The organism is Pseudomonas sp. GW-45 (assembly GCF_056896675.1).
The window spans coordinates 3,285,522-3,310,861 of the sequence record NZ_CM167674.1 but is presented as its reverse complement, the minus strand read 5'-3'; the positions used below and the strand labels follow the sequence as shown (position 1 = coordinate 3,310,861).

Sequence of the window (25,340 nt, the reverse complement as noted above, 5' to 3'; positions counted from 1 at the left end):
TGTTAGCGCGGTACTAGAGTGGTATTGCAGCTGGCAGATCCCTTGCCTGAGCAAAGAGTAATGCAGGTGAAAGATTGGGAAAAGATTTATTTCAATGGGTTATCACCGAGTTGCGGGTTGCCTTATAACCCCCGTTCAGGCCTGTGAGCCGCGCTCGTAAAGTCAGTGCCCAAGCCTGTTTATCTGAGGTCGCCGCGTTGTTGAAATTCAGGTGGCGTATAGTGAGGCCACCTAATTCTTTGTGGTGGTTGTAACCTATGGATGCGCCGTTAAGTGCCAATAGCGGAATAAGAACTCTGCTGCCTTTTTTCCGCCCGTATCGACGCCACATGGTGCTGGCGCTTATCGCTTTGACCGTGACCGCTGGCACCATGCTGAGCTTGGGCAAGGGCGTGCAATTTCTGATTGATCAAGGCTTGGCGTCGGGCTCCGAGGCAGGGCTGACTCAGGCGCTGATGATCTTTGTGGGTTTAGTCTTTTTACTGGGCATCGGCAGTTTTTGTCGCTTCTATCTGGTCTCATGGATTGGCGAGCGCGTGGTGGCGGATATCCGCAAGGCGGTGTTCGCGCATCTGCTGACCCTGTCGCCGTCGTTTTTTGAAGACAACTCGCCGAGTGAAATACAGTCGCGTATTACCGCAGATACAACCCTCTTGCAGAGTGTGATTGGCTCGTCTTTTTCGATTGCCCTGCGTAGCAGCTTGATGCTGATTGGCGGGATTCTGTTTCTGTTGGTGATGCACTTTAAGCTGACGCTGATTTTGCTGGCCTGTGTGCCCTTTGTGATTGTGCCTGTGGTGTATTTCGGCCGTCGAGTGCGGCGCTTATCCCGTGACAGTCAGGACGAGATCGCCAGTGTGGGGCGCTATTTGTCCCAGGCGTTACGGCACATCAAAGTCGTCCAGGCTTTTACCCACGAGCAGCATGACATTGAGCGTTTCTTCAGTACGGTCGATCGTGCCTTTGATGCCAGCGTAAAGCGGATTCAGCAGCGTTCCTGGTTAACGCTGGTGGTCATTTTTCTGTCAATGATTGGCATTGGCGTGATGTTGTGGTTTGGTGGCAAAGATGTGATCTCCGGCGTCATGAGTGCCGGCGATCTGGCCAGCTTCCTGTTCTATTCGATTATTGTGGCGGGAGCCGTTGCTGCGATTTCCGAAGTCATGGGTGAGTTGCAGCGCGCTGCTGGCGCCGCGGAACGTATTATGGAACTGCTCAGTGCGCGCAGCGATATAGTCAGCGGCGCGACGGCCTTCCCATCTGAGCGGATGGACGCTATTGCCCCAGGCGAAGAGCTGATTCGTTTTGATCATGTTGAGTTCCGTTATCCGACGCGCCCCGATCATGCTGCTTTGAAGCACCTGTCCTTTTCGATCAAACAGGGCGAAATGCTGGCGCTCGTTGGGCCTTCGGGTGCTGGTAAGTCGACGTTGTTTGAACTGCTGCTGCGTTTTTACGATCCGCAGCAAGGTGGGATCTATTTGGCAGGAGAAGACATCAGGCAGTACTCGTTAGCCGATTTACGCCACCGCTTTGCGCTGGTGCCTCAGGAAACGGTGCTGTTCGATCAGACGGTTGACGATAACCTAGGCTACGCCAATCGCGCTGCGAGCCACCAATCTATTCAACAGGCGGCAGAGCAAGCCAATGCGCATGAGTTCATTGAGCGTTTAGACCAAGGCTATGAAACCCGTCTGGGGGAAGATGGTGTGCGTTTGTCGGGAGGGCAACGGCAGCGAGTGGCCATTGCGCGAGCCATCTTGAAAGAGGCGTCCATCTTGTTATTGGACGAAGCGACCAGCGCCCTGGATGCAGAGAGTGAGAACAAGGTTCAGGCGGCGCTCGAGCCTTTGATGAAAGGCAGAACCACGCTGGTTATCGCTCACCGGTTAGCAACCGTACTAAATGCGGATCGGATTATGGTATTGGATCAGGGAGAGATCATCGCCCAGGGTACTCATACAGAGCTTCTTGAAAGCTGTGCTTTATATAAGCGATTGTCGGATTTGCAGTTTCAGCAGCAAGACATGAAGTTGGCTGCTAGCGAAGCGAGCCCGGCGTTCTAAGCAGGATTAGTACAGCCGCGCGAGTAGCGCGGTCACTGCCGTTTCTACCCGTAAAATCCGTTCGCCGAGCTGTACTGGCTGCATGCCGGCTTCCAACAGTTTCTCTACTTCGTAAGGAATCCAGCCGCCCTCCGGGCCGATTGCTAGAGTCAGCGGCTGATCGATGCCGCGTGGGCAAGCAGGGTAGTCGCCGGGATGTGCGACCAGGGCGAGCTGATTATTGATGATGCCGGGCAGGCTGTCTTCTACGAAGGGTTTGAAGCGCTTCTCGATGCGTACAGTGGGCAGCACGGTATCGCGGGCTTGTTCCAGACCGAGCAGCAGGTTCTCACGGACTACCTCGGGCTGCAGAAAAGGCGTTTGCCAGAAGCTTTTTTCCACCCGGTAACTGTTTAGCAAAATGATTTCAGGCACGCCAAGGGTGGCGCAGTGCTGCAGGATACGGCGAAACATCTTCGGGCGTGGCATGGCCAGCAGCAGGGTAAGCGGTAGTTTGGCTGGCGGTTGCTGGTCCAGCTGGATGCGTAGTTCTGCCTGTTGTGGTTCAAGTGAGATGACTTCACCTTGCCCCATCAGGCCGTTGATTCGCCCAACCCGCAAGGTATCGCCAACAGCAACCTGGTGAATCTCCAGCATGTGCGTGAGGCGGCGGCCGCTCAGGCGCACATGCTGTTCATCTGTAAAGTCGCTATCTTCCAGCAGCAGCAGGTTCATGCCGCGGGTTTATCTTGCTCTGATTCCGGCACGTCCCGGTTGATCGGGCGAACAAAGCGGCTGAACAAAATACCGACTTCATACAACAGCCACATGGGCACGGCGAGCAGAGTCTGTGAAATGACGTCTGGCGGCGTCAGTACCATACCGATCGCGAAGCAGCCGACGACCACATAGGGGCGCGACTTACTGAGTGTTTGCACATCGACCACGCCGGCCAATACCAAAAGCACGGTGGCGACGGGTATCTCGAATGATAGGCCGAACGCCATGAATAAGGTCAGCACGAAATCGAGGTAGCTGTTGATGTCGGTCATCACCGCGACGCCTTCCGGCGCGGCGCTAGTAAAGAAGCCGAATACCAGCGGGAACACCACAAAGTAGGCAAACGCCATGCCGCTGTAAAACAGCAGGATGCTGGACGCCAGCAGTGGTATTGCCAGACGCTTTTCGTGTTTGTACAAGCCGGGTGCGATGAAGCTCCAGACTTGATGCAGCACAAAGGGCATGGCCAGGAACAGGGCGCTGATCAACGTCAGTTTGAACGGCGTCAGGAACGGCGAGGCTACATCCGTGGCGATCATGCTGGTGCCTTCAGGCATCAGCGCACGTAAGGGTTCGGAAACGAAGCTGTAAATATCGTTCGCGAAGTAAAATAGCCCAGCAAAGATCACCAGCCAGATGCAGACGATGCGCAGCAAGCGTGAACGCAGCTCGGTCAGGTGGGCGACCAGCGGCATGTCGGCGCCAGTCTTTACCGGCGGCAGGTCAGGTTTGCTCATGGCGGGGTGCTTGCTGGTCATGGGATTCTTCAGCGGCTGAATCGACGGTCGTCTGGTTGGGCTCGGGCGTAAGCACAGGCGCTGGTGTAGTCTGCGGCGTTTCTGTGACGTTTTGTTGACCATCAGGTTTCAAATTGCTGCTGCCCTTGGACGGATTACCGAGATTCAGGCCGTGCTTATCTAGCCCGGCCATGATGCGCTCGTTATGCAGCTGCTGACGAATTTCATCCGCGCCGATTTCACGCTCAACCTGACTGCGTACGTCAGAGAATCCGCGTTTAATGCGGCCGATAGTCAGGCTTACGGTACGGATAGCACCGGGCAGCCGTTCCGGGCCGAGTACCAGCAGGGCGAGTACCGCGACCACCAGCATTTCCAGAAAGCCGATGTCGAACATAGGTCAGGACCTGTAGGGGTTACGGCTTGGACTGAGTGTCGTGTTTATGCTCTTCGGCTTTGGCATCCAGGGTCTCGCCCGGCTTGCTGTCGACCGATGGCTTTTCATCGTCGCTCATCGACTTGCGAAAGCCTTTGATGGCTTCGCCAACGTCGCCGCCAATGTTCTTCAGACGCTTGGTACCAAACAGCAGAATGACGATCGCCAGAACGATCAACAGCTGCCACAAACTGATTCCACCAAAACCCATTACAACCTCCGGGGCTTAGCCCTGCTTATTGAGAGCGCGACGCTTTTTCGTCCAGGCCGGACAAATCGAAGCGGCGTGCAAGTTCCTTGAGAATATCATCTGGGCCGAGGCCAAGATGACTGAGCATAACCAGTGAGTGAAACCATAGGTCAGCTGTTTCGTAGATCAGATCGGACTTGTCGTCGCTGTGTTCACAATCCTTGGCGGCGAGCAGTGTTTCGGTGCACTCTTCGCCGACTTTTTCGAGAATTTTGTTCAGGCCCTTGGCATGCAGGCTGGCGACATAGGAGCTGTCAGCGGCGGCCTGTTTGCGCTGTTCCAGCACGATGGCCAGTTGGCTCAGGGTATCAGACATGCAGAGTTACTCTTTCGGATTCTTGTAGAGATCGGCCGGGTCTTTAATCACCGCGTCCACGGTGTGCCACTGGCCATCTTTTAACACGCGATAAAAACAGCTTTGCCGGCCGGTATGGCAGGCAATACCGCCAACCTGCTCAACCTGCAGGATGATCACATCGGCGTCGCAGTCGAGCCGCAGTTCATGCAGCTGTTGTACATTGCCGGACTCTTCGCCCTTGCGCCATAAACGGTTGCGCGAACGTGACCAATAGATGCCACGACCTTCCTTTACGGTGAGTTGCAGCGCTTCGCGGTTCATCCAGGCGACCATTAATACACGCTGAGTGTGAACGTCTTGCGCTATTGCGGGTACTAGCCCGTCGGCATCCCATTTGATGCTGTCGAGCCAGTCGCTATTAGGGGTTAAATCAGTCATGACCTGTCGTCTATCGGTTGATCTATTAAGTGTGCCAGTTCTGCTGTGGGATGACTACGCGCGGCGCAGAATCAACCACCCACCCACGGCAATCAGCAACCATTGCGCAGGGGCCGCATTGACCCAGAGATTGGGATCACCACCCAGGGTGCTGCTACCCAGTACCAGCAGGGCGATACCGGCGACGCGCAGCGCCCAACGGTTGCGTTGCGGTTCGGGCTGACGCTCGGTGGGTTGTACGGCAATGTTCTGCAGCGCCTTGTGAGCGGTGTCGATCAGCGCCGGTACGCGCTCCAGATGCTGCTGCCAAACCTTGGCCTGATGCTGAGGCATCATCCGCTCGCGCATCCAGCGCTCCAGGTACGGCTGTGCGGTTGACCACAGGTCGAGGTCGGGGTAGAGCTGACGGCCCAAGCCTTCGATGTTCAGCAGGGTTTTCTGCAACAGCACAAGCTGCGGCTGCACCTCCATCTGGAAGCGGCGAGCCGTCTGGAACAGGCGTAGCAGCAACTGACCAAAGGAAATCTCGCTCAGCGGACGCTCAAAGATCGGCTCGCAAACGCTACGAATCGCGGCTTCAAATTCGTTAACGCGAGTATCGGCAGGAATCCAGCCGGAGTCGATGTGCAGCTGCGCAACGCGGCGGTAGTCGCGTTTGAAGAAGGCCATCAGGTTACGTGCCAGATAGCTCTGATCTTCCGGCGTTAGGCTGCCTACTATGCCAAAGTCGATGGCAATGTACTGCGGCTCCCACGGATGCGCGCGCGAGATAAAAATATTGCCGGGGTGCATGTCGGCATGGAAGAAACTGTCGCGGAACACCTGGGTGAAGAAGATTTCTACACCGCGCTCTGCGAGCTTCTTCATGTCGGTACGCTGGTCGGCGAGCGCCGCCAGATCCGTTACCGGTATGCCGCTGATGCGCTCCATCACTAGTACTTTGTGGCGGCACCAATCCCAGTACACTTTAGGGATGTAGAGCGATTCAGAACCTTCAAAATTACGGCGCAGCTGCGAAGCGTTGGCGGCTTCGCGGTGCAGGTCTAGTTCGTCAAAAATGGTGCGTTCGTAGTCTTCGACCACTTCCACCGGGCGCAGGCGGCGCCCCTCGGCGGATACGCGCTCTAGCGCGCGGGCGGCGAGGTAGAGCCACTGAATATCCTGGTCAATGATTTCGCCGATGGCCGGGCGTACTACCTTGACCACAACGTCAGAGCCATCGTGCAGCTTGGCGGCGTGTACCTGTGCGACGGACGCCGAGGCGAGCGGCTCATCGCTGAACTCGGCAAAGACTGATTCGATGCTCTGACCCAACTGCTCTTCAATACGTGCGCGGGCCTGATCAGCCGGGAAGGGCGGTACTTTGTCTTGCAGGAAGGCGAGTTCCAGCGCGATGTCGTCGGGCATCAGATCGCGACGGGTGGAAAGAATTTGACCGAACTTGATAAACACCGGGCCCAGGTCTTCACAGGCTAAGCGCAGGCGTGCTCCGCGGCTGAGGTCTTTTGGTGCGGGGCGCAGGCGCCAGGGGCCCAGTTTGAGGCCGAGTCGAGCGAGAGCGGGTAGAGGCAGTTCCAACAGGATCTGGTCGAGCCGGTAACGGGTGAAAATGTGCAGAATGCGCAGCAGGCGCGTGAAGGCGGTGATTCTCATGCGTCTGGTGTATCCAGGTTGGTTGGGCTGAGCAGTGCGACGCGGGCTTCGAGCCGGTCTAGCTGCAGGCGCATTTCGTGAAGTAGTTCAGCGCTGGCGCGGGCTTCGGCGTTGCCGACCAGTTGCCGGCTCTCTTCGGTCAGGTATTCACCCAGCGTCAGGCGCAGACTGTCGCGGCTGTCTTTGCCCCATTGATGGCTGCGGCGCAGCAGGCTGCCGATGGCGTGCGCGGGCACAGGGCCGAGCCAGCGAGCGAGTTCAGCTTCGCCGTCGAGTCGTAGGTCGCTGATGATGTTTTGTAGATTGATCAGCACCTGACTGTCGCCAGTCAGTTCAAGCTCAGGATTCTGTAATAAGGCTTTGCGGTCGTTGCTGATTAATAGCTTTGCGAGTACCGAGCTGGGCGCGCTGAGCTGGCAGTCAGCCTCGCCGGCATACTCTGCACGCAATTGAATGCTGCCGTTGGCGGGTAGTAGGTACAGTTGCCAGGATGGCTCGCGGGCACTCACCAAAATGACCTTGCCGCTCAGCGAGCCAAGGCGTTTAGCGGTCAAAGCATCGCGTTGCAGCGCGGCCTCAATGCTGCGCTGCGCGGCGGCTAAGAGTGCCGCCGGCAACATCAGGGTTTGATTCCGCGGTGCAGTGCGACGATGCCGCCGGTCATATTGTGATAACTGACACGGGCGAAACCGGCTTCGACCATCATGGCTTTGAGCGTTTCCTGATCGGGGTGCATGCGGATCGACTCGGCCAAGTAACGATAGCTCTCGGAATCATTGGCCACCAATTTGCCCATAAACGGCAGCAGTTTGAAGCTGTATTGGTCGTAGGCTTTGGACAGCAGCGCGCTCTTTGGCTTGGAAAACTCCAAAATCAGTAAGCGACCGCCTGGCTTGAGCACCCGCAGCATGGATGCAATGGCGGCATCTTTGTGGGTTACGTTGCGCAGACCGAAAGCAATGGTGATGCAGTCAAAGTAGTTATCGGGGAAGGGCAGGGCTTCAGCATCGGCCTGTACAAAGCGCACGTTGCCGGCGATGCCCAGATCCAGCAGACGGTCACGACCGACCTTGAGCATGGAGGCGTTGATGTCCGCCAGAATGACTTCGCCCTCGGGGCCAACACGCTTGGCAAAGCGGCGGGTCAGGTCGCCGGTGCCACCGGCGATATCCAGAACCCGGTTACCGGGCCGTACACCGGAAAGCTCAATAGTGAAGCGCTTCCAGATACGGTGAACGCCGCCGGACATCAGGTCATTCATGATGTCGTACTTGGCGGCGACCGAATGAAACACCTCGGCGACGCGTTGCGCCTTCTCGGATTCGGCAACGGTCTGAAAGCCGAAGTGGGTGGTGTTATCGGTGTTCTGCTTGTCACTCATGGAATCAGTCTGCCCTGGCAAAATCAGGCCCCATTCTAACCATTTTTTCTGGCCCGGCGGTGAATTAGCTGTGCGGCTTGCTGCCACTGTTGCTGTATCTGACGCAATTGCCGGGATGACGTTCCCCGAGCTTTGCGGCATGCTAGACCATCACCCAATTGATACACCCCATGGAGTAACCGATGGCGACCGTAGACATTACCCGCGAGCACAGTCTGGGCAAAGAAAAAGCCAAAGAACAGGCGCAGTTGATGGCCGATAAGCTGGCGCAAAAACTGGATGCTAAATGTGCATGGGAAGGCGATGTGTTGACCTTAAAACGCAGCGGAGCTGATGGTGCAGTGCATGTGTCCGATTCGGATGTGCGCGTAGTGGTTAAGCTGGGCATGATGCTCACGCCGATGGCAGGCATGGTGAAAGGCGAGATTGATAAGGCACTGCAAAAATATTTGGCCTGATTTCGCGGTTGTCCGGTTTTTAGTATGTGTTTTCTAATTCCGAAGCGTAGCTTGCAGATCAAGGATCGGTAATCGGTCCATTGCAGTATCACCAATTGATCAGGAGTTACCAACATGGCCAAGACCACTACCGCTAAGAAACTGGAAGACAACGCAAACACTTTCGCCAGTGACGTGAAGAATTACACTCACCAAATCTGGCTTGCTGGCCTGGGCGCATACGCCAAAGCTGGCAAGGAAGGCGCAGACTACTTCAAGAAGTTGGTCAGCGAAGGCGAAGCTGTAGAGAAGCAGGGCAAAGAGCTGGTATCTAACCAGGTTGAAGCCGCTAACAGCCGTATCGAATCCTTCAAGGAAAAGGTACAGGAAAAAACCGGCGGTCGTTTCAACAAGGTAGAAGAAGTATTTGACGAGCGCGTCGCTTCTACTCTTAGCCGCATCGGCATTCCGAGCAAGAAGGACATTGACCAGCTGTCTGCTAAGCTTGATGATCTGAGTGCTGCACTCAAGTCACTGCAAAGCAAGTAACGGTCACAGAGGAGTTGCTCCATGGCGGGTAAGAAGAAGGATAAAGACCCTAGTTGGGTTGCGGATATCGAAGGTTACTCACGTCAGATCTGGTTGGCTGGCTTGGGTGCGTATGCCAAGGTCGGTAAAGAGGGCGTGAAGCTCTTTGAAAACCTGATCAAGGACGGCGAAGTAGCCGAGAAGCAAGCCAAGGCAGAGATCGATAAAAAGGTCGATGCAGTCAAAGGCAAAACTAAGGCCAGCAAGAGCTCACTGGATGAAGCGAAAACCAAGGCCGATAAAGCCAAGGGTCGTATCACCGGTAAGTGGAATGAGCTGGAAGAAGCCTTCGACAAGCGCCTTAACAGCGCTGTAGCCCGCCTCGGAGTGCCCTCGCGTGATGAGGTCAAGGTTCTGAACAGTAAGGTCGATCAACTGACCAAGCTGATTGAGCAGATGACTTCTGGCAAAGCGCCTGCTGCCAAAGCGGCGCCCAAAGCCAAGCCACGCGCTACTGCGGCTAAAACAACAGCGGCTAAACCCACTGTTGCTAAAGCAGCTGCGAGCAAGCCTGCAGCCAAAACTGTGGCCAAGAGCACCGCAACTGCTAAGCCTGCAGCCAAGCCAGCGGCTAAAAAGCCAGCTGCCAAGGCAACGTCTAGTGCCAGCAGTACTGCGGCAGCTAAGCCAGCCGCGACAGCACGTAAGGCTCCGGCCAAGCCTCGGGCAGCAGCAAAGCCCAAGGCCCCCGCTAAGCCGAAAGCGACGCCCGCTGCAGTGAAAGCTGCAGAGCCGTCCGCACCAGCTGCTCCGGCCCCGGCCGCAGCTCCTGTGCCGAAGCCTAGCGAGTCTTGATTCGGTAGGTTGCGATAGCAGTAAATAAAACCCCGAACAGTTTTGCTGTTCGGGGTTTTTTATTGTTCTTGAATCGTTGATTTATACCAGGCGAGTTTTGTCACAAGCGGGTTTGAGAAGGCTTTCATGCGGTTTTTTGCTCGTTACTGTGCTTTGTTTCACAGGTCTTTCGCTCAAATGCTGCGTTACTCGGTAGCTTGGAATAGTGATTAGGCTGAGCATGGTGTGGTCTCAGGGTTGGTTGTACGGTTTGACCACGTAACTGTCCTGTTGCACGTACTCCTAAATCCCATTTGAGCGGGCGAGTAGCACAGAGCTGCCGGGAAAAAGGTCCTCGCGGTGTCTGAGCGGCCGGCTAGGTGGGCCCCCGGCAGGTCGAGCAACGCAGCGAACCCATAGGGCCGCGCAGCTGGGTGCCCAGGGGAGTTGTTAGAGGCGAAAAGCGTCCGCAAGAAAGAACGATTAGGTGAGCGTAATCAAAAAGCGCGTGCTGAGTAATAGTCAAGCCATACTCTCAGCTATAGCGATCAATCAAAGCCTGCATCCACTCCCCGGTCTCCTCATCCAGATACGGCAGCAACAACCCCAATACCTGCTGCACTCCGGTCGCAGGGTCTGGCTCTTCGACATCCACAACGCGTTGATAGTCCAACCAAAACAGACAGGTCTGACATAACGCATCCAGCAAACGCTGCTGCCCAGCATTGTCACATTGCAGCTGCTCGGCGGCGCGCATCACCAACAGGATGTGGGCTAAGCACTGTTGTAACTGATGCAGCCAAGCGTGCATCGCCTGGCGGATGAAGGGGTAGCGACTCATCAAATTAGAGAGATCTTGGAACAGGAAGCGGTAGGTCGCTATGGCCTCAAATAATAGGTGGAGCAGTAACCACAGGTCTTCCGGAGAAACTTCGTCCGGATCGTCGGCTGGGCTTAGCAAGCTGCGGGTGCTGAGCAGAAAGTCGTCGATCAGTACTTCAAGCAAGGCTTCCTTACCCTTGAAATGGTAGTAAAGATTGCCGGGGCTGATGTCCAGTTCGTTGGCCATCTCCAGTGTGGTGACATTCGGCTCGCCTTCTTCGTTGAAGAGTTCAAGGGCGCAAAGCAGGATGCGGTCACGGGTTTTCATTGCGTTCCTTAAATTTCGTGGACGTAGCGGCCAGGGGCTGGCCCCAGCGTTTCGACGGCTGTCGGCTTGATTGCCGGTTGCAGTGCGCCGCTGTGCGCTGCAAGCCAGTCGGTCCAAGCTGGCCACCAGCTACCTTCGGTCTCACTTGCGTGTGCTAGCCAGTCTTCAGTCTGTGTTTCTGTTACTGCGGCGCTGCGGAAGCCAGCACGCGGTTGCCCAGGCGTGCTCAAGAGGCCTTGCACATGTCCGCCGCGACACAGGGTGAAAACGCTTTTGCCGCCCAAGCGCAGTGCAGGGAAGGCGTTACGCCAAGGTACTATGTGGTCGTATTCGGCGGCGAGGTGCCAGCTTGGCAGGCTCAAGCCCCGACAATCAATCAACTCACCGTTGAGTTGCAGGCTGCCCGGTTGGCTTAGGGGGTCGCGCTCCAGCAGGTCGAGTAGGTCTTCCACCAATTGGGCTGGCAACCGGGTGTTGTCATGGCTCCAGGTGCTGACCGGGGTGGAGGTGGCATCAAGCCCCAAGGCGTAACGCTCGATGGCTGGCGCCCAGAGTAGTTGCTCCGGTTTCATCCAGGTAAACAGGCTGCCAAGGCTGCGCTCATCCAAATAACCTTGTCGCCAGACCTGGCGTCTTATCTGTTGCTGAGTGGCGGTGCCAGCGAGACGGTGAATGTCGGTCTGTAGTCGGGCGTCCAGTGGGGTGACCAGCAGGCTAAGCGCAGCAAGGCAGTCGGCTTCTTGCCTTGCTTGCAACCAACCAGCCAGCAGACTGGCAAGAATGCCGCCGGAACAGGCGCCAAGCAGCGTGGCTTGTGGGCTGCTACTGACCTCCAGTACTGTCCTCAACGCCTGCTGGCAGCTGCGTACGTAATGTCCGAGCCCCCAATTACAATGGCTGGGGTTTGGGTTGCGCCAGCTGATCAGGTAAACGGCGATGCCTTGGCTCAGTGCATGCTGCACCAGACTGGTTTCAGGGGTCAGATCGAGCAGGTAGTAGCGGTTAATCGGCGGCGGAATGATCAGCAACGGGCGGCTGTGTTGCTTTTCGGTCAGCGGTGCGTAATGAATCAGCTCGTAGCCAGCTTGGCGCTCAATTACGCTGCCTTGGCTTCGTGCCAGTTCATGGCCAATGCGATACGCACTGGTGGGTTCGGGCATCGCCAGCGGCCGTTTGGTCAGGTGGTCACTCAACAGATTGGCCATGCCGCGGCGCAAATTGGCTCCGCGGCTGCGGTGAGTGGCGGCCATGATTTCGGGGTTCAGCAGGCTGTTGGATGGCGCACTCGCTGCGCTTAGTTGTGCCATTAACCAGCGCAGATTAGCGCGCTCTGGCTCGCTGATCTTGAGGCCGTCAAGCCAGCTCTGCAGCGGTTGTTGCCATGCCTGCCATAGTTGTAACAAGCGGCGCGGCAACGGGTGTTGCAAGCCGGCATGCTGAAAGCGTTTATCGTGCGCGAGTGCGCTATCGTCGAGCTGCCCCTGCAAGGCTAGCAGGCTGAGCCGTGTGACATTGCACAGGTAGGCCTGGTGATGTTGGGGTTGAGCCAGGGTGGTGCGCAAAAGGGCGAGAAGACTCCGGGACAGATCCGCATTCAGGGATCCTGCGAGTGCTTGTCCGTTGGGTCTTGCGCGCATCCAGGGGTTCCGGTCCAGATGGTGGGCTTGTTTCGCAGTCTACCGTAAAGGCAGGGCTGTACCAGCTACGTTGGCGATCGGCTGATCCGCTTTGTGAGCTGGCGCCGACTTTAGCCCTTCATCAGGGCGCTGGGAGATTGGTTGCGAATCACCGCTGGCTGCTTTTCCTCGGACAAGAAGGTCATGATCAGTGGGGCCACGCTCTGCGCGCGGGTAATCAAAAACAAGTGACCGTCGTCGATCACATGCAGTTCAGAATTGGGGATACGCCACGCCAACAAGCGCATGTTGATCAGCGGAATCAGCGGATCGTCGTCGCCGGCGAGAATCAATGTGGGTTGGCGAATCTTGTGTAGCCAATGAATGCTGGTCCAGCCGATACCGGCAAACAACTGCCAGTAGTAACCCAGCTTGCCCGACGAGCGCACTTTGGCCGCGTGTCGTTCTGCGAGATGAGGATCGCGACGGAAAGCGCCACCGTAAATATCGGGCGCAATTTTCACCCCGTGCGAGGGTTGTATATAACGCCGTGGGCTGGCCATTTTTAACAGCACTTTAGGCCGGCCTGGCACCATGACGGCGCCAGCAGAGGTCGCTGCAAGAATGAGCTTCTTGCAGCGCTCGGGATAACTGTAAGCAAACTGTTGGGCGAGTGCGCCGCCCCAGGAAACGCCAATGACGTTAACCTGTGAGTAGTCCAGATAATCCAGCATACGTGCCGCCAGCTTAGCCAAACCCGGAAAACGAAAAGGCGTCGCGGGAGTCGATGAGCCGCCCACACCGGGCACATCAAACGCGATGACTTCCAGGTTCGGGTCCAACGCATCAACGAAAGGGAAAACCAGCTCCAGGTTCGCGCCGATGCCATTGAAAACCAGCAAGGGCGGCATGGTGCTGTTGCCCGGGCGGACGGCAGTTCGAAGAAACTGACCGTCCAGCTCGATGGTGCGAAAGACATAATTCTGCGGCATGGGCGCTTCCCGTAGTGATGCGTATTAGCGTTCGTGAACGTAGGTGCCCGGAGCGGGTTCCAGCGCTGGATACTCTTCATTACCAAGCAATTCTGGTGCCGCTTTGCGCTTGCCGCCACGGGTATGTAGCCATTCGCGCCAATGCTGCCACCAGGAGTCTGACTGCTTGGTAGCCGTCTCCAGCCACTTCTTCGAGTCGTCAGTCATTTCGCTGTTGGTAAAGAAGCGGGACTTGGGATTGCCGGGCGGATTCAGAATGCTTTGAATGTGGCCGCTGGATGAAAGCACGAATTCGCACTTGCCGCCAAGCAGGCGCGCTGATTTATAGCAGGCTTCCCATGGCGTGATGTGGTCATTCAAACCGGCAATGACGAAACAGTCGCTTTTGATCTGCTTCAGATCAATCGGTGTGCCGCATACTTCCAGTGCGCCTGCTCGAGTCAATGGGTTGGATTTGAACATTTCCAGGAACTCGCCATGCAGTGCGGCGGGCAGGCGAGTGGTGTCGTTATTCCAGAACAGAATGTCGAATACCGGCGGCTCATTGCCCAGCAGGTAGTTGTTGACCCAATAATTCCAGACCAGATCGTTGGGTCGCATCCAGGCAAATATTTTGGCCATGTCGCGGCCTTCCAGCACACCATGCTGGTAGGACATACGCCTTGCCGCTTCGATCGAACGTTCGTCGGCAAACAGCGCGACCTGGGTTTTGATTCCCGTATCCAGCACGCTCACCAACAAGGTGAAGGAGTGTACTTTCTTCTCTTTCAGTGCGGCGTAGTGACCCAGCAGTGAGACAGTGGTAATGCCGCCAGAACAGGCGCCGAGCATGCTCAGGTCTTTGCTGCCGGTGATTTTCAATACCACATCGATGGCTTCTTTGAGCGCTTCGATATAGGTGCTCAAGCCCCACTCGCGATGTACCTTGGTCGGATTCCGCCAGCTGACCACGAAGGTCTGCATGTGGCTGACCGACAGGTAGCGGGCCAGGCTCTTCTCTGGCGACAGGTCGAATACGTAGAACTTGTTGATTTGCGGCGGCACCACAAGCACCGGGCGTTCATAGACTTCTTCGGTCAGCGGCTTGTACTGGATCAGCTCCAACACTTCATTACGGAACACCACTGAGCCTTTGGTGACGGCCAAGTTGCCACCCACCTCAAAGGCGTTCATGTTGACCTGGCTGGGCATGCCGCCGTTGTGGGCGATGTCTTGCGCAAGATGAGTCAGACCATCGAGCAGGCTTTTGCCGCCGGTTTCGAAAAAGCGTTTCAGGGCCGCTGGATTGAGAGCGGTATTCGTCGGCGACATGGCCTCGGTCATCAATGCGATGACAAATTGCGCGCGACTAACGTCCTGCTCGGCTAGGTCCGCTGTGCTGATCCAGGTGTTGAGCTCTTTTCGCCAAGCCAGGTAGGTCTGCATGTAGCGGCGATAAACCGGGTTCTGGTTCCACGTGGGATCGACAAAGCGCTTGTCTTCCGGGGTGGGGGCAATCGCCGACCGGCCAATCATCACATCCGTTACCGCTAAACCCAGACGGCCAATATGCTTGAGGCTGTGTACCGGCTGTTTTATGGTCTGGCGCATCACCATGCGCGCGGTGCTGATCAAGTCACGAGTGGGCACACCAATCACGGGATTGGGGCCAAGGATACTTTCGCTCGCTTTTTGACTTATATCGTCGTTTATTTTGTTGCCCATTTTCAAAGCTCCAATCTGAGGCAGGGAAGCCAGTGCGGCGGATCATCAGCGAGGCATATCTGGCTATCTGGTGTCGCACCCTTGAGACAACTTAGCACGAGGGTCGGAGGCTGTTAACCGTCTTTTTGGGAGTGCAGCGAGATTGGTGCAAGTAAAATCGGCAGGCGGTATAGGCAGGTGTCAGGGTATGAAGCGTACAGCAGAGGTATGAGGGTCTCGGGAGGCGTCTACGGCGCGCAATTGATCGAGATAGCCCTGCCAAAGTGTGGATTGCTCGGTGGCCAGTTGGTAGAGATAAGCCCAGGTATAGAGGCCACTGTCATGGCCATCGTCGAAAATCAATTTAAGCGCATAGCGGCCAGCGGTTTCTACACCCGTCAGCGCCACCTGTTGTTTGCCGGTTTGCAACACGGGCTTACCATGTCCACGGACCTCGGCAGAGGGAGACAGTACGCGCAGGTACTCCGCCGGCAATACAAACTCGCGGCCATCGGCATAGCCCAGGCGCAGGCTGCGCGAGGCTTTATGCAGTTTGATGCTGGTGGGGATGGGAGCGAGCATTGCACATATCCTGTAGGGAGCTAGAAGCAGGCCGCAATGTGGGCACGACCTGCTTCCAGCTTAGTGCTAATAGCTTGGATTAGAGAATATAGCGCGACAAGTCTTCGTTGACGGCCAGCTCACCCAGGTGCTTATCGACGTAAGCAGCGTCTATCTTCAGCGGCTGCTCGGTGTATTTGGACGCCAGGTCGCCAGCACTGAAGGAGACTTCTTCCAGCAGGCGTTCTAGCACCGTGTGCAGGCGGCGAGCACCGATGTTTTCGGTTTTTTCGTTCACCTGCCAGGCAATCTCAGCTAAGCGGGAAATCGCATCCGTGGTGAACTCGATGTTCAGCTCCTCGGTCTTCATTAAGGCGCGATACTGCTCGGTCAATGAAGCATCGGGCTCGGTCAGAATTCGCTCGAAGTCGCCGGGCGTGAGTGACTGCAGCTCAACACGAATCGGCAGGCGACCTTGCAGTTCGGGAATTAGATCCGACGGCTTGGTCAGGTGGAATGCACCCGAGGCGATGAACAGAATGTGATCTGTTTTGACCATGCCAAACTTGGTGTTCACCGTGCAGCCTTCGATCAGCGGCAGCAAGTCGCGCTGTACACCTTCGCGAGACACGTCGGCACCGCCGCCGCTGTCGCCACGCTTACTGACCTTATCGATCTCGTCGATGAAGACAATACCGCTCTGTTCGACCGCTTCGATGGCGCGGCCTTTGAGGTCGTCTTCGTTGACCATTTTGGCTGCTTCTTCGTCACGTACCAGCTTGAGTGCTTCCTTGACCTTGAGGGTGCGGGCTTTCTTCTTGTCCTTACCCAGGTTAGAAAACATGTTCTGCAGCTGGCTGGTCATCTCTTCCATGCCGGGTGGGGTCATGATTTCGACGCCCATTGGCGTTTCAGCAACTTCGATATCGATGTCTTTGTCGTCGAGTTCACCTTCGCGCAGACGCTTACGAAACAGCTGGCGGGTGCTGCTGTCCTGTCGTTCGGGCTGGTCGCCGGTGGCTTGGCGCGCGGGCGGAAGAAGGGCATCAAGGATGCGTTCTTCGGCGGCATCTTCGGCGCGGAAGCGCACCTTAACCATCTCCTGCTCACGCAGCAGCTTGAGGGCGGCGTCGATCAGGTCGCGAATGATCGACTCAACATCGCGACCAACATAACCAACTTCGGTGAACTTGGTCGCTTCTACTTTGATGAAGGGTGCCTGAGCCAGCTTTGCCAGGCGACGGGCAATCTCGGTTTTGCCGACACCGGTTGGACCAATCATCAAAATATTTTTTGGCGTTACTTCGGCGCGCAGTGCCTCGGGCAGCTGCTGCCGGCGCCAGCGGTTGCGCAGGGCGATAGCGACGGCGCGCTTGGCATCTTGCTGGCCGATGATATGGCGATCCAGCTCATGCACGATTTCACGTGGGGTCATGGACATGTCGATTGTTCCGAACGCCTCAGGTATTGGCGTCCAGCTCCTCAATGGTGGTGTTGCTATTGGTATAGATGCAGATCTCGCCGGCGATGCCCAGGCTGGACTCAACGATCTCAAGAGCGGACATTTCAGTGTGGCGCAACAGGGCGGTGGCCGCGGACTGGGCGAAAGGCCCGCCCGAACCAATAGCAATCAAACCGTGCTCGGGTTCGATGACGTCGCCATTGCCGGTAATGATTAGCGAAGCATCCTTGTTGGCTACGGCCAAGAGGGCTTCAAGCTTGCGCAGAGCGCGGTCGGTACGCCAGTCCTTGGCCAGCTCAACGGCGGCGCGGACCAGATTGCCTTGGTGCTTTTCCAGCTGCGCTTCAAAGCGCTCAAAGAGAGTGAAAGCATCAGCGGTGCCGCCAGCGAAACCAGCGATAACCTGATCTTTATAAAGACGACGTACCTTACGGGCATTGCCCTTCATGACGGTATTGCCGAGTGAGACCTGGCCGTCGCCACCGATCACGACCTTGCCGTGTCGACGAACGGATACGATTGTAGTCACGCGCAACTCCTGGTTGGCTGTGGAAAAAGGGAGGCAATAGCTTGCCTGAAATCTATCTGGGGGCTGGTACGGGGATTTCAAGGCGAGGCGGGATTGGGAAAGTGTTGATTCAGCCCCGCTCGCCATGGACAAGTAGGGCTGAATCAGCAGTCTTGCGTTATTACTGAGTGCGTTGTTGTGGCAGCAAGTTCTGGAAGCCGTTGCCGCTGAGGGTGCTTTGGGCTTGGCTGAGGCTGCTTTTATCCTGGAAAGGACCAACCTGTACACGGTGCCAGGTTTGGCCGTCATTCAGCTTGGCGCTTTCCAGGTGCACATCCAAGCCGAGCAGCAAAATTTGCGCCCGCACCTTGTCAGCGTCAGCCTGCTGCTTGAAGGAGCCGGCCTGCAAGTAGTAACGCACCTTGTCTTCAGTCTCGGCGGTTGCTGGCTTTTCTGCCTCGGGCGCTGCCTCAGGCTTGCCGGTATTTTGCGGCACGACTACCTCAGACTCGGGCAGTAACGTGTAGAAGTCGTAGGTCGGCTGCTGGGCTGGCGCAGGTTTTACCGTGGCGTTGCTTGGTTTGGGCGCCGCAGGGGTACGCTTGACGTTGTCGTGGCCTGGTTCCAGCTGGAACAAGAAGGCCACGAACAGGCCTATCACCAAGCCACTGACGAGCCATAGCCAGCCGGGTATACCTTTGCGCTTGGCAGCAGATTGCGAGCGACTGGCGCCGCGGCGGGGTGCGGGTTTACGTGCTTTAGCCATGCGTCTTACATGCGCTCCAGTGTCGTGATGCCAAGCAAGTTAAGGCCTTGCTGCAGGGTGCGTCCAGTCAGTGCGGCGAGACGCAGACGGCTGTCACGCTGTGGCTGATTGTCGGCGGCCAGAATGGGGCATTGCTCGTAAAAGCTGGAGAAGCGGCCGGCCAGTTCGTATAGGTAATGGCAGAGTACGTGGGGAGTGCCCTCGCGGGCAACATAGTTGAGCGTATTGCCGAACTGCGCCAAATGCGCGCCCAGCTCAACTTCAGTCGGAGCTTCGAGCACGAGTGGCGCGAGATCGTTCAGTTGGGTCATCGGCCGCTCAAGCTTGCGAAATACGCTGGCGACGCGGGTATAGGCGTACATCAGGTAGGGCGCGGTGTTGCCCTCAAAGCTGAGCATTTGATCAAAGTTAAAGCTGTAGTCGCTGCTGCGGTGCTTGGACAGGTCAGCGTACTTGACTGCGCCAATGCCAACGGCGGCGGCAATCTGGCGCAACTCCTCGGCTGGCAGCTCTGGGTTTTTCTCGGCGACCAGGGCGTGGGCGCGTTGCTCGGCCTCATCCAGTAGGTCTACCAGTTTAACGGTGCCGCCGTCGCGGGTCTTGAACGGGCGGCCGTCGGCGCCGTTCATGGTGCCGAAGCCCATGTGTTCAAGCTGCATGTCAGCGGGCACAAAGTTGGCTTTGCGCGCTACGGCGAACACCTGCTGAAAATGCAGCGCTTGGCGTTGGTCTACAAAGTAAAGTACGCGGTCAGCATGCAGCTGAGCGTGACGGTAGCGCATGGCGGCCAGGTCGGTCGTGGCGTACAAATAACCGCCGCCCGCTTTCTGCACGATCACGGGCAGTGGTTTATCTTCACTGTTCTTGAATTCGTCGAGGAATACGCACTGCGCGCCTTCGCTTTCGGTCAGCAAGCCGACGCTGCGCAGATCATTGACGACCTTGGCGAGTTGATCGTTGTAAGCGCTTTCGCCGCGCACATCGGCCGGGGTCAGGCTAACGCCGAGGCGGTCGTATACTGCCTGGCAGTGGCCCAGTGAGATTTGGTTGAAACGGGTCCACAGCGCCAGGCACTCAGAGTCGCCAGCTTGTAATTGCACCACGCGCTCGCGGGCGCGATTGGCGAAGTCTTCGCTCTCGTCGAACCGCTTTTTTGCTTGGCGATAGAAGTTTTCCAGATCACCGAGTTCAGCTTCTGCATCAACCGGGTTTTCTTCCATAAAGGCCAACAGCATGCCGAACTGCGTGCCCCAGTCGCCCACATGATTCTGACGAATAACCGTGTGCCCGAGGTATTCCAGTACATGGGAAACCGCATCACCGATGATCGAAGAGCGTAGGTGACCAACATGCATTTCTTTCGCGAGGTTGGGCGCGGAGTAATCGACGACTACGCGCTGCACGTCACCGGTAGCGCGTGCGCTTAGCTTTGGGTCATCCAATGCGCTCTGCAGTTGAGCGGCCAGCCAACTGCTGTCTTGAAAGAAGTTTATAAAACCGGGGCCGGCGATATTAACGCTGGAAACCGCTTGGTGCGCGGGCAGGGCAGCGACCAGCTTGTCGGCTAGGTCACGTGGTTTCATCTTCGCCGGTTTGGCCAGCATCATCGCCAGATTGCTGGCAAAGTCGCCGTGCGTCTTGTCGCGCGCGGTCTCCACCTGAATGTTGGGGGCGATGTCGGCTGGCAGTACGCCCTCGCTCTTCAGAGTGTCGACGGCGTTGGCCAGAAGCTGGCTGATCAGGTTCTTCATTTAATGGAGTATCCGGCTGGTGCCAAGTGAAAACCCGACATTATCCGTTTTAACGGGCACATTGCCAAATCTTCAGCTCAGAACATGTCCAGCGGGTCTATATCGATCGACCAGCGCACCTTGCGGGCGTCCGGGTGCTGCTCCAATAACGGCAGTAGCAAATGCACCAGCTGGTGCAAGGTAGAGCGCTGCGCGGCCTGCAACAGCAGCTGCGCGCGGAAGCGCCCCGCGCGGCGCTCCATTGGCGAGGGCACGGGGCCGAGCAGGTCGATTTCACCGAGCTGGTGCGCGCTGACCAATTGTTCGGATTGCTGCAGCGCTTCCTCAAGGAACTGATTGGCGGTGTACGCGTGATTGGCTTCGGCGCGCAGCAATGCCATGAAACGGTAGGGCGGCAGTTGCGAGATGGCGCGCTCAGCCAGCTCACGTTTGGCGATGGCGGGATAGCCCAGCTCGGTTAACTCGATCAGCAATGGGTGCTCTGCCATGTGGGTTTGAATGATCACCTGACCGGGCTTTTCAGCCCGTCCGGCGCGGCCAGCCACTTGAGTGATCATCTGGGCCATACGTTCGGGGCCTCGGAAGTCAGCCGAGAAAAGGCCGCCGTCTGCATCGAGAATGGCAACCAGGGTGACATCCGGGAAGTGGTGACCTTTGGCAAGCATTTGGGTGCCGACCAGAATGCACGGTTGAGCGCTTTGAATGGTCTCCATCATTTGCTGCATGGCCTTTTTGCGGCTCATGCTTTCACGGTCGATGCGCAGCACTGGAAAATCCGGGAAGCGCTCATTCAAGTATTCTTCTGTGCGCTCGGTGCCCGCTCCCAATGGCCTTAGCTCCGTACCCTGGCACTTGGGGCAGTGTTTATCCATCGGTCGCTGGCTGTTGCAGTGATGGCAGTGCAGGTGGGCCGGCGACTGATGCACCGTCATGCGTGCATCGCAGCGCTTGCACTCAGCGATCCAGCCGCAATCGTGGCACATCAGCGTAGGCGCAAAGCCGCGCCGGTTGATAAACACCAGCACCTGATTGCCTTTGTTCAGGTGCTCACCTATCAGTAAGGTCAGTGGTCGCGACAAGCCGCTTTCCAATGGTCGGCTACGAATATCCAGACACTGAAAGCTCGGTGGCTTGGCGTTGCCGGCGCGCTGGGTTAAGCGCAGCAGTTGGTAGCGACCCTGCTCGACGTTATGCAGGCTTTCCAATGACGGCGTGGCTGAGCCAAGAATAATCGCCACCTTTTCCAGATGGGCGCGATACACCGCGAGATCGCGAGCGTTGTAGCGCAAGCCTTCCTGCTGTTTATACGAGAGGTCGTGCTCTTCGTCGACGATAATCAGGCCGGGGCGGGCCAGTGGAGTGAAAATCGCCGAGCGGGTGCCGATGACAATGCCGGCCTCCCCCTCGCGTGCAGCGATCCAGGCGTCCAGTCGTTCGCGGTCATTGAGACCGGAATGCAAAATCACTACCGGCGCGCTAAAGCGTTGTTGAAAGCGGGCCAGTGTTTGCGGAGTCAGGCCAATTTCCGGAATCAACACTAGCGCTTGATGACCGCTGCGCAGGCACCGTTCGATTGCTTGTAAATACACCTCGGTTTTGCCGCTGCCGGTGACGCCTTCGAGTAACCATGCATGAAAGCCGGTCTTGCTGAGAATGGCGTCGAGAGCAGCTTGCTGCTCGTCGTTGGCGGTCAGCGGTGCTTGCCTTAATAAAGGCAGCGGCTCGGCGATATGATGAGGTGACTGTTCTATGCGCTGCAGCAGGCCCTTGCCTTCCAGTGCTTCTAGCGCATCGCGGGTTAGCCCCCATTGGCTGATCAATGCATGCGACAGTCCATGTGGATGCTGCGCTAATACCTGAATCGCCTGTTTCTGCTTAGGTGCGCGCTGAACCGCGGGGTGTTCCGGGTATGCGCCCGGCAGCAGTTGCCACAATCGGTCCTGGCGGGCTAGCGCGGGCTCACCTTGGCGCAGCAACACCGGCAGCGCCACGTTTAGGGTGTCGCCCAACCCATGTTGGTAGTAGCGCGAGGTCCATAGGCAGAGCTGCCAGACGCTGGCGGGCAGCAATGGGGTGTTATCAAGCAACGCCTCGGCTGGCTTGAGCTTATCGCTTGGCACATCGCTGTATTCACTTAGCCCCGCGATCATCCCAACCAGCGAGCGGCGGCCGAAAGGCACGCGCACTCGCTGCCCCACCTGCAACTGCTCGAGCAGCACACCCTGAGGCGCCTGGTAATCGAACAGGCGACGCAACGGGGAGGGCAGGGCGACTTGCAGGATAGGTGGCGACACGTAACAGACTCCGATAAGCAAGCCGCCATGTTACCACCGCCACCGCAAAACACTGGGGCTTGCGTATGGTGGGGATTCTGTTATGATCGCCGGCCTAATTTCCAGCCACCCTATTTGCAGGCCTTGTATTTTCAGAAGGTGCCTATAGATACAGTGCTGGTAGAGACTTTAAAGAGCGTTTTACCGAGTGCGGTGCCCGATCAGGTTGATCCGGTGGCGGCACAAACCAACCGAGGAATCACCATGAAAGCTGAATTGCATCCTAAGTACGAAGAAATCAAGGCTACCTGCAGCTGCGGCAACGTGATCACTACCCGTTCCAGCCTGTGCGCACCTATTCACCTGGACGTGTGCTCCGAGTGCCATCCTTTCTACACTGGTAAGCAGAAGGTTCTGGACACCGGCGGACGTATCGAGCGCTTCAAGCAGCGTTTCGGCGCAGTCAGCACCAAGTAAGACGAACAGACAAGCCCTGGTGGCATTGTCCGATCGCAAAAAGGCGCCCCATTGGGGCGCCTTTTTTGTTGTCTATCTTTTGTTGTTGCCTTCGGTCGCGCAAGCGCAGGATGCCAACTGCGTTATGCCGGCTGATGCCGCGGCAGTGGTTAGCCAGCGGGTGACTGATGGCGATACGTTGCGCTTGCAGGATGGCCGTCGTGTGCGCCTGATCGGCGTCAACGCGCCCGAGCTTGGCCGCAATGGCAAGGCGTCCGAGCCCTATGCGCAAGCAGCCAAAAGGAGGCTTCAAGCGCTAGTGCAAACGCCCCATCTGTACTTGGTGACGGGTAGCGAGGCGACTGATCGCTATGGTCGGACTCTGGGCCATCTGTTTGATGATAAAGGCCGCAACCTGGAGGCCCAGCTGTTGGCCGAAGGTATGGGCTACGCTGTGGCGATTCCGCCGAATACGGTGCTGGTGGATTGCCACATGGCGGCTGAAAAGCTGGCCCGCGACGCCCACCTGGGCCTATGGCAATCACAGCGGGTTACGCCATTGAGCGAACTAGGCAGTGGCGGTTTTCATCTGCTACGCGGCAAGGTCAGTGCAGTGAACAACGCCGGCAGCACGCTTTGGGTTGATCTCGACGGGCCGCTCACCCTGCGTTTCACCGCCGCTGATCGTAGCGCCTTTGCAGCGCTACCGGACAGCAGCTGGGTTGGCGAGGAATTGGAGTTGCGCGGCTGGGTGATCGACCGTCAGAGCTGGGGTGGTATGCGTCCGGGCTACCGTCGCTTTATGCTCAATGTGCGCCATCCGCTGCAACTGCGGCGCCGATAGAACGGCTACTTTAAGCATGCCGTTCGCCATCAATATGGCTCATAGTTGTAAGATAATGTCCTTGACATTGACGCCGTGAATAACCTTGTTAGGTATTGACCTTTTCTGTATTCTCCGTCGTCCGCATGAGCAACCTGACCGGAAACTATTGACCATGTCTGACTTGAGAACTGATGCACTTGCCTATCACGCACATCCGCGTCCCGGCAAACTGAGCGTAGAACTGACCAAGCCAACCGCCACTGCGCGCGATCTGGCACTGGCCTACAGCCCAGGTGTAGCAGAACCAGTGCGTGAAATCGCCAAGGATCTGGAAAACGCCTACAAATATACGGGTAAAGGCAACCTGGTTGCCGTTATCTCTGACGGCACCGCCATTCTCGGCCTGGGTAACCTCGGCCCGCTGGCCAGTAAGCCGGTAATGGAAGGCAAAGGCGTGCTGTTCAAGCGCTTCGCTGGCATCGACGTATTCGACATCGAAGTTGAATCCGAGAGCCCGCAAGCCTTCATCGACACCGTTCGCCGCATTTCTTGCACCTTCGGCGGGATTAACCTCGAAGACATCAAAGCCCCTGAGTGCTTTGAGATCGAGCGCGCGTTGATTGAGCAGTGTGACATTCCGGTATTCCACGATGACCAGCACGGCACAGCGATTGTTACCGCTGCCGCGATGATCAACGCACTGGAATTGGCCGACAAGACCATCGAAAGCGCCAAGATTGTTTGCTTGGGTGCCGGCGCTGCAGCCATTGCCTGCATGAAGCTGCTGGTTAGCCTGGGTGCCAAGACTGAAAACATCTATATGCTCGACCGCAAGGGTGTTATTCACTCTGGCCGCGATGACCTGAACGAATACAAGGCCATCTTTGCTTCCGAAACCGACAAGCGCACCCTGTCTGATGCGATGAAAGGCGCGGACGTATTTGTTGGTCTGTCTGGCCCAAATCTGCTGCAACCGGCTGAGCTGAAGCTGATGGCTGAAAACCCCATCGTATTCGCTTGCTCTAACCCTGATCCGGAAATTGATCCAGCGCTGGCACATGCCTCACGTCCTGACGTGATCATGGCGACTGGCCGTTCGGATTATCCGAACCAGGTTAACAACGTACTGGGCTTCCCCTTCATCTTCCGCGGTGCACTGGACGTTCGCGCTACCCGCATCAACGAAGAAATGAAGATCGCCGCAGTTCACGCTATCCGTGAATTGGCTAAAGAGCCGGTACCTGCATACGTTTCTGAAGCTTACGGTGGTATCGCGCTGTCCTTTGGTCGCGAGTACATTATTCCGAAGCCGATGGACGTTCGCCTGATCGAGATGGTGCCTGCTGCCGTCGCGAAGGCTGCTATCGACTCCGGTGTGGCGACTCTGCCTTACCCGGCGCATTACCCACTCAAGTCAGTCGAAGACTGCATCTGAGCCGGTTGATGTGAAAAACCCCGCTACGGCGGGGTTTTTTGTGT

General features: G+C 57.0%; 26 protein-coding genes. 7 read left to right on the top strand and 19 right to left on the bottom strand.

All coding sequences use genetic code 11. From position 1 onward, the window contains the following. Positions 1–257 precede the first annotated feature (257 nt). On the top strand, positions 258–2,066 hold the full coding sequence (locus AC1XYH_RS15555) for an ABC transporter transmembrane domain-containing protein (protein ID WP_483324025.1): 1,809 nt from the start codon (positions 258–260) through the stop codon (positions 2,064–2,066). Between the two features lie 6 nt (positions 2,067–2,072). Here the strand turns inward: AC1XYH_RS15555 and AC1XYH_RS15550 are convergent, their stop codons facing one another. From AC1XYH_RS15550 to ubiE, 9 genes are read right to left on the bottom strand one after another with little or no spacing between them, the layout of a single operon-like run. Continuing rightward, positions 2,073–2,780: a 16S rRNA (uracil(1498)-N(3))-methyltransferase gene (locus tag AC1XYH_RS15550; protein ID WP_483324024.1), complete on the bottom strand. Its 708-nt coding sequence runs from the start codon at positions 2,778–2,780 to the stop codon at positions 2,073–2,075. After that, entirely contained in the window at positions 2,777–3,562 is a 786-nt protein-coding gene (tatC, locus tag AC1XYH_RS15545) for a twin-arginine translocase subunit TatC (RefSeq protein ID WP_483326398.1), read from the bottom strand. Before tatC ends, AC1XYH_RS15550 begins: the two co-directional genes overlap by 4 nt. Then, positions 3,549–3,959, bottom strand: coding sequence for a Sec-independent protein translocase protein TatB (tatB, locus tag AC1XYH_RS15540; RefSeq protein ID WP_483324023.1), 411 nt, complete (start codon positions 3,957–3,959; stop codon positions 3,549–3,551). The genes tatC and tatB overlap by 14 nt, the downstream gene beginning before the upstream one ends. Before the next feature lie 19 nt (positions 3,960–3,978). Further along, entirely contained in the window at positions 3,979–4,209 is a 231-nt protein-coding gene (gene tatA, locus AC1XYH_RS15535; protein ID WP_483324022.1) for a twin-arginine translocase TatA/TatE family subunit, read from the bottom strand. Positions 4,210–4,234: 25 nt separating this feature from the next. Beyond that, complete coding sequence (locus AC1XYH_RS15530) at positions 4,235–4,564, bottom strand: phosphoribosyl-ATP diphosphatase (protein WP_483324021.1); 330 nt, start codon at positions 4,562–4,564, stop codon at positions 4,235–4,237. 6 nt (positions 4,565–4,570) lie between these two features. Further along, entirely contained in the window at positions 4,571–4,984 is a 414-nt protein-coding gene (gene hisI, locus AC1XYH_RS15525; protein WP_483324020.1) for a phosphoribosyl-AMP cyclohydrolase, read from the bottom strand. Positions 4,985–5,038: 54 nt separating this feature from the next. Further along, positions 5,039–6,637 (bottom strand): ubiquinone biosynthesis regulatory protein kinase UbiB, encoded by a 1,599-nt coding sequence (gene ubiB, locus AC1XYH_RS15520; protein WP_483324019.1) that lies wholly within the window; start codon positions 6,635–6,637, stop codon positions 5,039–5,041. Continuing rightward, the gene (locus tag AC1XYH_RS15515; protein ID WP_483324018.1) at positions 6,634–7,257 is read right to left on the bottom strand and encodes a ubiquinone biosynthesis accessory factor UbiJ; all 624 of its coding nucleotides are present in this window, start codon (positions 7,255–7,257) and stop codon (positions 6,634–6,636) included. The genes ubiB and AC1XYH_RS15515 overlap by 4 nt, the downstream gene beginning before the upstream one ends. Next, a complete protein-coding gene (gene ubiE / locus AC1XYH_RS15510) occupies positions 7,257–8,018 on the bottom strand; it encodes a bifunctional demethylmenaquinone methyltransferase/2-methoxy-6-polyprenyl-1,4-benzoquinol methylase UbiE (protein WP_483324017.1) in 762 nt (253 codons plus the stop codon). Before ubiE ends, AC1XYH_RS15515 begins: the two co-directional genes overlap by 1 nt. Positions 8,019–8,200: 182 nt before the next feature. Here ubiE and AC1XYH_RS15505 point away from each other — a divergent pair, with 182 nt between their 5' ends. The 3 genes from AC1XYH_RS15505 to AC1XYH_RS15495 all read left to right on the top strand — a co-directional run bounded on the left by AC1XYH_RS15505 (position 8,201) and on the right by AC1XYH_RS15495 (position 9,838). After that, positions 8,201–8,476, top strand: coding sequence for a polyhydroxyalkanoic acid system family protein (locus AC1XYH_RS15505; RefSeq protein ID WP_483324016.1), 276 nt, complete (start codon positions 8,201–8,203; stop codon positions 8,474–8,476). A 114-nt stretch (positions 8,477–8,590) separates the two neighbouring features. Then, the gene (locus AC1XYH_RS15500) at positions 8,591–9,004 is read left to right on the top strand and encodes a phasin family protein (RefSeq protein ID WP_483324015.1); all 414 of its coding nucleotides are present in this window, start codon (positions 8,591–8,593) and stop codon (positions 9,002–9,004) included. A 21-nt stretch (positions 9,005–9,025) separates the two neighbouring features. Continuing rightward, the gene (locus AC1XYH_RS15495) at positions 9,026–9,838 is read left to right on the top strand and encodes a phasin family protein (RefSeq protein ID WP_483324014.1); all 813 of its coding nucleotides are present in this window, start codon (positions 9,026–9,028) and stop codon (positions 9,836–9,838) included. Positions 9,839–10,352: 514 nt separating this feature from the next. Here AC1XYH_RS15495 and AC1XYH_RS15490 read toward each other — a convergent pair. The 10 genes from AC1XYH_RS15490 to AC1XYH_RS15445 form a co-directional block, all read right to left on the bottom strand. Then, positions 10,353–10,967 carry a TetR/AcrR family transcriptional regulator gene (locus AC1XYH_RS15490; protein ID WP_483324013.1) on the bottom strand — a complete coding sequence of 205 codons (615 nt, stop codon included), beginning with the start codon at positions 10,965–10,967 and terminating at the stop codon, positions 10,353–10,355. Positions 10,968–10,975: 8 nt separating this feature from the next. Next, positions 10,976–12,604, bottom strand: a complete 1,629-nt coding sequence (locus AC1XYH_RS15485) for a PHA/PHB synthase family protein (RefSeq protein ID WP_483324012.1) — start codon at positions 12,602–12,604, stop codon at positions 10,976–10,978. A 110-nt stretch (positions 12,605–12,714) separates the two neighbouring features. Further along, entirely contained in the window at positions 12,715–13,575 is an 861-nt protein-coding gene (phaZ, locus tag AC1XYH_RS15480; RefSeq protein ID WP_483324011.1) for a poly(3-hydroxyalkanoate) depolymerase, read from the bottom strand. A gap of 24 nt (positions 13,576–13,599) precedes the next feature. Further along, entirely contained in the window at positions 13,600–15,279 is a 1,680-nt protein-coding gene (gene phaC, locus AC1XYH_RS15475; RefSeq protein WP_483324010.1) for a class II poly(R)-hydroxyalkanoic acid synthase, read from the bottom strand. Positions 15,280–15,459: 180 nt separating this feature from the next. Then, positions 15,460–15,840: a gamma-butyrobetaine hydroxylase family protein gene (locus AC1XYH_RS15470; protein WP_483324009.1), complete on the bottom strand. Its 381-nt coding sequence runs from the start codon at positions 15,838–15,840 to the stop codon at positions 15,460–15,462. 79 nt (positions 15,841–15,919) lie between these two features. After that, complete coding sequence (hslU, locus tag AC1XYH_RS15465) at positions 15,920–17,260, bottom strand: HslU--HslV peptidase ATPase subunit (RefSeq protein WP_483324008.1); 1,341 nt, start codon at positions 17,258–17,260, stop codon at positions 15,920–15,922. Between the two features lie 19 nt (positions 17,261–17,279). Continuing rightward, positions 17,280–17,810, bottom strand: a complete 531-nt coding sequence (gene hslV / locus AC1XYH_RS15460) for an ATP-dependent protease subunit HslV (RefSeq protein ID WP_483324007.1) — start codon at positions 17,808–17,810, stop codon at positions 17,280–17,282. Positions 17,811–17,970: 160 nt separating this feature from the next. After that, positions 17,971–18,555, bottom strand: coding sequence for an SPOR domain-containing protein (locus tag AC1XYH_RS15455; protein WP_483324006.1), 585 nt, complete (start codon positions 18,553–18,555; stop codon positions 17,971–17,973). A 5-nt stretch (positions 18,556–18,560) separates the two neighbouring features. After that, positions 18,561–20,306: an arginine--tRNA ligase gene (gene argS, locus AC1XYH_RS15450; RefSeq protein ID WP_483324005.1), complete on the bottom strand. Its 1,746-nt coding sequence runs from the start codon at positions 20,304–20,306 to the stop codon at positions 18,561–18,563. Positions 20,307–20,383: 77 nt separating this feature from the next. Further along, positions 20,384–22,600, bottom strand: coding sequence for a primosomal protein N' (locus AC1XYH_RS15445; protein ID WP_483324004.1), 2,217 nt, complete (start codon positions 22,598–22,600; stop codon positions 20,384–20,386). Between the two features lie 243 nt (positions 22,601–22,843). On the opposite strand from AC1XYH_RS15445, the gene rpmE reads away from it, so the two are divergent. From rpmE to AC1XYH_RS15430, 3 genes are all read left to right on the top strand, one after another. After that, positions 22,844–23,056: a 50S ribosomal protein L31 gene (rpmE, locus tag AC1XYH_RS15440; protein ID WP_483324003.1), complete on the top strand. Its 213-nt coding sequence runs from the start codon at positions 22,844–22,846 to the stop codon at positions 23,054–23,056. A gap of 25 nt (positions 23,057–23,081) precedes the next feature. Further along, the gene (locus AC1XYH_RS15435; RefSeq protein ID WP_483324002.1) at positions 23,082–23,879 is read left to right on the top strand and encodes a thermonuclease family protein; all 798 of its coding nucleotides are present in this window, start codon (positions 23,082–23,084) and stop codon (positions 23,877–23,879) included. Between the two features lie 154 nt (positions 23,880–24,033). Continuing rightward, positions 24,034–25,296 carry a malic enzyme-like NAD(P)-binding protein gene (locus AC1XYH_RS15430; RefSeq protein ID WP_483324001.1) on the top strand — a complete coding sequence of 421 codons (1,263 nt, stop codon included), beginning with the start codon at positions 24,034–24,036 and terminating at the stop codon, positions 25,294–25,296. Positions 25,297–25,340 lie beyond the last annotated feature (44 nt).